This window comes from Bradyrhizobium sp. LTSP857 (assembly GCF_000938285.1).
GTDB lineage: Bacteria > Pseudomonadota > Alphaproteobacteria > Rhizobiales > Xanthobacteraceae > Bradyrhizobium.
In genome coordinates, this window is the sequence record NZ_JYMS01000029.1 from 1 (window position 1) to 6088 (window position 6088).

The window sequence follows — 6088 nt, forward strand, 5'->3', positions numbered from 1 at the left end:
TGTTTGGCTGGCGACGTCAGTTGCGAGAGGCAGCAGGCGGTCATTCCGAAATAGAAGAAGTGCAGTTTGTGCCGGCGGTGGTGGATGTCGCAGTGCCGGCGCCTGCTCTTGGCCGGGAGCGCAAAGTGGCGCGCTGCAAACCCAAACCGGATGTCCGAACTTGCCGTTGCGATGCCGGGATCATCGAGATCGAAGTCGACGGCATCACGATCCGGGCCGGTCGTGGTGCGGACACGGCAATGATTGCGTCGATCGTCCAGGCGCTGAAGGCGAGCCGGTGATCGGTCCGTCGGGTGCGGTCCGGGTGATGGTGGCGACCAAACCGGTGGACTTCCGCAAGGGGATGGAAGGGCTTGCGACCCTGGTGCGCGAGAGCATGGGGGCTGACCCATTCTCGGGAGCTGTCTATGTGTTCCGTGCCAAGCGGGCGGATCGGATCAAGCTGGTGTTCTGGGACGGAACGGGTCTGTGCCTGTTCGCCAAACGGCTTGAGGATGGGATCTTCCGCTGGCCGAAGATCGAGGACGGCGTGATGCGTCTGTCGGCGGCGCAATTGTCGGCGCTGTTGGAAGGGCTCGACTGGCGGCGTGTCCACGAGGTACGGGAGACGCCAGCGCCAACGCAAGCCGGATAGTTGTTGGCAGCGCTGCGGCGAAGTGAATCAGGGGCATCGAGCGCGTCGCCAGATGGCGGCGAATATGCTCTGAATTGCGTGTGAGCGACGCCCTGCCTGACGATCCCGAGACGCTGAAAGCGATGCTGCTTGCCGAGCGGTGCGAGAGCGAACGGCTGCGTCAGATCATCAAGGAATTGCAGCGGCATCGGTTCGGCCGGCGGGCAGAGACCTTGCCTGAAGATCAGATGCTGCTGGGCCTGGAAGATGTCGAGCAGGTCGCAGCGTACAGCGAGACGGCGCAGGACGTCAGCGCACCTGAAAGCCGTGAGGCTCGGGCTCGCAAGCGCCGGATCAACCGTGGCGCCTTGCCAGCGCACTTGCGGCGGATCGAGGTCGTCGTCGATATCGACAATAAGATCTGCTCCTGTTGCCAGGGCGAGTTGCACCGGATCGGCGAGGATAGAAGTGAGCGGCTGGACCTGGTCCCGGCGCAGTTCCGGATCCTCGTCACCCGGCGTCCCAAATACGCCTGCCGGGCTTGCGAGGACGGTGTCATGCAGGCGCCGGCCCCGGCCCGGCTGATCGAGGGTGGTCTGCCGACCGAGGCCACCGTCGCCCAGGTCCTGGTCTCCAAATATGCCGATCACCTGCCACTCTACCGGCAGGCGCAGATTTACGCCCGCCAGGGCATTGAGCTTGATCGTTCGACGCTGGCGGACTGGGTGGGACAGGCAGCCTTCCATCTGCGCCCGTTGCATGAGCGGCTCCTTGGCAAGCTCAGGCAGCGGCCAAAGCTGTTCGCCGACGAGACGACGATGCCGGTGCTCGATCCCGGCCGCGGGCGCACCAAGACCGGTCAGCTCTGGGCCTATGCGGCGGACGACCGGCCATGGGGCGGTGCCGATCCGCCGGGCGTCGCCTATGTCTATGCGCCCGACCGCAAGGCCGACCGACCGATCGCTCATCTGGCAGGCTTCAAGGGGATCCTGCAGGTCGACGGCTATGCCGGCTATGGCAGGCTCGCCGAGCGTGGCAACGTTCAGCTTGCATTCTGCTGGTCGCACATGCGGCGTAACTTCTACGAACTTGCCACCCCCGGTCCTGCGCCTATTGCGAGCGAGGCGCTCAAGCATATCGCCGAGTTCTATGCCATCGAGAAGGACATCCGCGGCCGCAGCGCCGAGGAACGTCGTCTCGTTCGACAACAGAAAAGCCGGCCGCTGGCGGAAGCCTTCGAGCTGTGGCTCCGCGCAAAGCTCGCGTTGATCAGCCAAAAGGGCAAGCTGGCAGACGCCATCCGTTATGCGCTCTCACGCTGGGATGGCCTGACGGGCTTCATCGATGATGGCCGTATCGAGCTCGACAATAACGCCGTCGAGCGCTCGATCCGTCCGATCACGTTGAACCGTAAAAATGCGCTGTTCGCAGGCTCCGACGGCGGTGCCGAGCACTGGGCCACCATCGCCTCCCTGGTCGAAACCTGTAAGCTGAACGACCTCGATCCGCTTGCCTACCTGACCGACGTCCTCACCAGGATCGTCAATGGTCATCCGAATAGCGAGATCGATCAGTTGCTTCCGTGGGCCTATTGCCGTCACGACCTCAGAGCTGTGGCCTGAAAACAGCGCTTACACAGCACCAGCACGACGATTACGATCGCCGCCACAAGTCCCCAGATCCCCTTGGCGTCGAAGTCGAAGCCAGGGCCTTTGAAGCGTAGTTGATGGTCCGACATGACATAGGTCTCCATTATTTCGTGAGACCCGAATCACTTTCTTTCAAGGGGATAATCTATTGCGGCCTGATTTGCAGGCGTGGCAAGAGTCTTCTTTTAAACGCCCCGAAATCCTGCACCGATAAGATTTTCGGTGGACGGCTTGTTGAAAAGCGATGAGAGGCTTTTTGCGAGTCTTGCTCGAATCAAGCCCGTCGCCTCGCGATGGCGATGACCAACACGATCAGGACCGCAGCCCCGATCGCCCAGACGCCGTCAGCGCTGATACTCGCACCCCAGAGATTGACCAGAAGTTTGTCCGACATGACGCAGCTCTCCCTAAAAGGTTCAGAGCTGTTTTTCCGGGGGACTTAGATTTGTCGGCTGTTTCGCGAGTCGGCGCAAGAGTCCGCCGACTCGGTTCCCCACGTTTAGCGGCGTGTCATACAAACCGCCGCCTGTATGACATTGAAATCATTGAATTACGGTGACAGTGCACTAAATTCATTCGCGGCTCTCTGCTGGCTCTGCGGCTCTGCGGCTTCGGTCCACACTAGGCCGAGAGCTCCAATTGAGTGCACTGTCAACGTAATTCCGTAGTTCATGACGTTGGCAAGCGGTTAGCCCCGATAGCTTTCGGTATGCATGGTCGCACTGCCGTCCAAGTATGTCGTGATGCTGTTATGCGCGCGTATAAGCCCTTCAATTTCGACCCATTTTGGCTCAAACGGCTTGCCTTTGATATCCAGTGGATATCTGAATCTGTCACCTTTCGGATCAGCTTCCTGCATATGAGCGATCTGCTCTCGCACAACACGGCCCCAATCATCATCAGCTGAACTCCCCCAGCGGTCCATATAGCCGGCGAGTTGGTCCCACAAATCCAGAAGGTGATGTCCTGTCAGCTCAGGTTCTTTATCGTCGGTCTTCGCATACTCGTCGATTGTGCTCTTGATCGAAAGTTCAACCGAATGTCTTGCGAGAAAAAACAGTGGGTTCGACATATTGCTAACCCTGTGCCTGCCCTCCTCGAAAACCTTCCTTGCTAACTCCTCGAAGGCCCGTTGGTAGCTGTAGGCAACAAAATCCCACGTATTCGTGTAGGCGTTTATATCGCTGTCCTTGTGAACAAATCGAGTAATTAGGGAGTGTCCGTCGAACTCCGACAAATCCAGCAGGTCGTCGAACGTCGTTACAGTCATTTCTTTCTCCCGCGGGCCGTCTCCCTCCGGCGAGGGCCGCCTTGTTGGATTAGTCCAATTGGTGCGTAACAGTCCTTATGGACAGCCATAAGCGCAGTACTCAGCTTGAACGGCTTGAGGTGGTCGAGACTGGTCGCCGGCGACGCTGGTCGGATGACGAAAAGCTGCGGATCGTGACCGAAAGCTTTCAAGCGCCGCGCGCGATATCGTCGACAGCAAGACGCCATGGCATATCACGTTCGTTGCTGATGACATGGCGGCGCTCGTTCGGTCCCGAGCCGATCAGCCCTCAAAGCGAGCAATCCGGCTTTGCGCGGGTCGTCCTTGCCGCTGAGGTCGAGCCGGCGGTTGCTGCCACAGCGACGAGCGGGCAGATGGTGATCGTCGTTGGCCGGGATCGTCGGGTGATTGTCGATGCGGGCGTCGATGCGGCCGCCCTGGCGCGGGTGCTGCAGGTTCTGGAGCGTCGATGATCCCAGTCTCTTCGAGCGCACGCATCTGGATTGCGACCGGCTACACTGACATGCGCAAGGGCATGCAGGGTTTGTCATTATTGGTGCAGGAAAGCCTTGGTCGCGATCCGTTCGCCGGAGATGTCTTCGTGTTCCGCGGACGCGGCGGTTCGCTGATCAAGGCCTTGTGGCACGATGGAATTGGATTGTCGCTCTACGCGAAGCGGTTGGACCGTGGCCGTTTTGTCTGGCCGGCGACGGTGGGCGGTGTGGTGGGGCTGAGCGCGGCGCAGATGAGTTATCTGCTGGAGGCGATCGACTGGCGCAATCCGCAGCACACGTGGCGGCCACAGAGCGCAGGATAGGCTCAAAAAAGTTCTGAGGTGCGGAAGAAAAGACGCCTCAAATCGCCTCTTTTGTGATTCCATCGGGGCCATGGGTGACGGCCTTGAATCGCTGCCAGACGACATCGAAACGCTGCAAGCGGCATTGATCGTTGCTCGGGCGGAGGCTGCGGCCGCCCGTGCCCGGCAGTCCGACGACCAGGCGTTGATCGCCCATCTGAAGCTGCAGATCGAGAAACTCAACCGCGACCGCCATGGTCCGCGCTCGGAGCGTACCGCGCGGCTATTGGATCAGCTTGAACTGACGCTGGAGGAGCTGGAGAGTTCGGCGACGGAGGACGAACTCGCCGCCGAAATGGCCGCGGCCAAAACCACGAAGGTGGCGTCGTTCACGCGCAAGCGGCCGTCACGCCAGCCGTTCCCGGAGCATCTACCTCGCGAGCGGGTGATCGTGCCGGGACCTGTGGCGTGCGCCTGCTGTGGCGGCGCGCGGCTGTCCAAGCTCGGCGAGGACATCACCGAGACGCTGGAGGTGATCCCGAAATCCTGGAAAGTGATCCAGCACGTCCGCGAGAAGTTTACTTGCCGTGATTGCGAGAAGATCAGCCAGGCTCCGGCGCCGTTCCATGTGCTTGCCCGCGGCTGGGCGGGGCCAAGCCTGCTGGCGATGGTGCTGTTCGAGAAGTTTGGTCAACATCAGCCGCTGAACCGGCAAGCGGAGCGCTATGCCAAGGAGGGCGTGCCGATCAGTCTGTCGACCCTGGCCGACCAGGTCGGCGGCTGCACCGCGGCGCTGGCACCTTTGTTCAAGCGCCTCGAGGCCTACGTACTGAGCGCCGAGCGATTGCACGGGGACGACACCACGGTTCCGGTCCTGGCCAAAGGCAAGACCGACACCGGCCGGATCTGGGTCTATGTGCGCGACGACAAGCCTTTTGGAGGGCAGGCCCCGCCGGGCGCGGTGTTCTATTACTCGCGCGATCGGGCCGGCGAGCATCCCCAGGCTCACTTGGCCAACTACAGCGGAATCTTCCAGGCCGATGCCTATGGCGGCTATGGCAGGCTTTACGAACCGGGCCGCAACGCAGGTCCGATCCTGGAAGCCGCGTGCTGGGTCCATGCCCGGCGGCCGTTCTTCGTGATGGCTGATCTGGCCGAGAATGCGCGTCGCAAGGCTCAGGGCAAGAGGCCGGCAGTGATCTCGCCGCTGGCGCTGGAAACAGTCCGCCGGATCGACGCCCTGTTCGAGATCGAGCGGACCATCAACGGTCAGAGCGCCGAAAGGCGCCAGGCAGTTCGCCGGGAACTCAGCGCGCCGCTCGTGGCCGATCTGGAAGCCTGGATGCGCACACAACGCGCCAAGCTCTCGCGCAGCAACGATGTCGCCAAGGCCATGGACTACATGCTCAAGCGCTGGAGCGCATTTACCCGCTTCCTCGATGACGGCCGCATCTGCCTGTCCAACAATGCGGCGGAGCGTGGCGTGCGCGGCATCGCTTTAGGTCGGAAGTCGTGGTTGTTCTGCGGCTCGGATCGCGGCGGCGAGCGGGCGGCGGTGATGTACAGCCTGATCGTCACCGCCAAGATGAACGACGTCGATCCGCAAGCCTGGCTCGCCGACGTTCTGGCGCGCATCGCCGAGCATCCCGTCCAAAGGCTCGACGAACTGCTGCCATGGAATTGGCGCTCTGCCATCCGGAACGTTGATCAAGCCGCCTGAGCCGAAAATGACCCGCGCGCGGTCTTCGCCGGATGCTTAC

At 61.5% G+C, this 6088-nt stretch carries 6 protein-coding genes and 1 pseudogene; 6 read left to right on the forward strand and 1 reads right to left on the reverse strand.

The window, feature by feature from the left end; genetic code table 11:
• The 3 genes and pseudogenes from UP06_RS20010 to tnpC (UP06_RS20020) form a co-directional block, all read left to right on the forward strand.
• Nucleotides 1-281 (forward strand): annotated as a pseudogene (locus UP06_RS20010) (IS66-like element accessory protein TnpA); the annotation flags it as partial.
• Nucleotides 278-634, forward strand: a complete 357-nt coding sequence (gene tnpB, locus UP06_RS20015; protein ID WP_045004130.1) for an IS66 family insertion sequence element accessory protein TnpB — start codon at nt 278-280, stop codon at nt 632-634. The pseudogene UP06_RS20010 and the gene tnpB (UP06_RS20015), both read left to right, overlap by 4 nt.
• Nucleotides 635-756: 122 nt before the next feature.
• Nucleotides 757-2235 carry an IS66 family transposase gene (gene tnpC, locus UP06_RS20020; protein ID WP_045004267.1) on the forward strand — a complete coding sequence of 493 codons (1479 nt, stop codon included), beginning with the start codon at nt 757-759 and terminating at the stop codon, nt 2233-2235.
• A gap of 715 nt (nt 2236-2950) precedes the next feature.
• Here the strand turns inward: tnpC (UP06_RS20020) and UP06_RS20025 are convergent.
• Nucleotides 2951-3532, reverse strand: a complete 582-nt coding sequence (locus UP06_RS20025; RefSeq protein WP_045005098.1) for a hypothetical protein — start codon at nt 3530-3532, stop codon at nt 2951-2953.
• Between the two features lie 77 nt (nt 3533-3609).
• On the opposite strand from UP06_RS20025, the gene tnpA reads away from it, so the two are divergent.
• From tnpA to tnpC (UP06_RS20040), 3 genes are all read left to right on the forward strand, one after another.
• On the forward strand, nt 3610-4005 hold the full coding sequence (gene tnpA, locus UP06_RS20030) for an IS66-like element accessory protein TnpA (protein ID WP_044999804.1): 396 nt from the start codon (nt 3610-3612) through the stop codon (nt 4003-4005).
• Nucleotides 4002-4349, forward strand: coding sequence for an IS66 family insertion sequence element accessory protein TnpB (gene tnpB, locus UP06_RS20035; RefSeq protein WP_044999806.1), 348 nt, complete (start codon nt 4002-4004; stop codon nt 4347-4349). The genes tnpA and tnpB (UP06_RS20035) overlap by 4 nt, the downstream gene beginning before the upstream one ends.
• Before the next feature lie 70 nt (nt 4350-4419).
• Nucleotides 4420-6048: an IS66 family transposase gene (gene tnpC, locus UP06_RS20040; protein WP_044999807.1), complete on the forward strand. Its 1629-nt coding sequence runs from the start codon at nt 4420-4422 to the stop codon at nt 6046-6048.
• Nucleotides 6049-6088: the final 40 nt, after the last annotated feature.

What these genes read in the sequence shown, in the direction of transcription:
- tnpB (WP_044999806.1), top strand. Translation starts at nt 4,002, where the DNA reads ATGATCCCAGTCTCTTCGAGCGCACGCATCTGGATTGCGACCGGCTAC.
- tnpC (WP_044999807.1), top strand. Translation starts at nt 4,420, where the DNA reads ATGGGTGACGGCCTTGAATCGCTGCCAGACGACATCGAAACGCTGCAA.
- tnpC (WP_045004267.1), top strand. Translation starts at nt 757, where the DNA reads ATGCTGCTTGCCGAGCGGTGCGAGAGCGAACGGCTGCGTCAGATCATC.
- tnpA (WP_044999804.1), top strand. Translation starts at nt 3,610, where the DNA reads ATGGACAGCCATAAGCGCAGTACTCAGCTTGAACGGCTTGAGGTGGTC.
- UP06_RS20025 (WP_045005098.1), bottom strand. Translation starts at nt 3,532, where the DNA reads ATGACTGTAACGACGTTCGACGACCTGCTGGATTTGTCGGAGTTCGAC.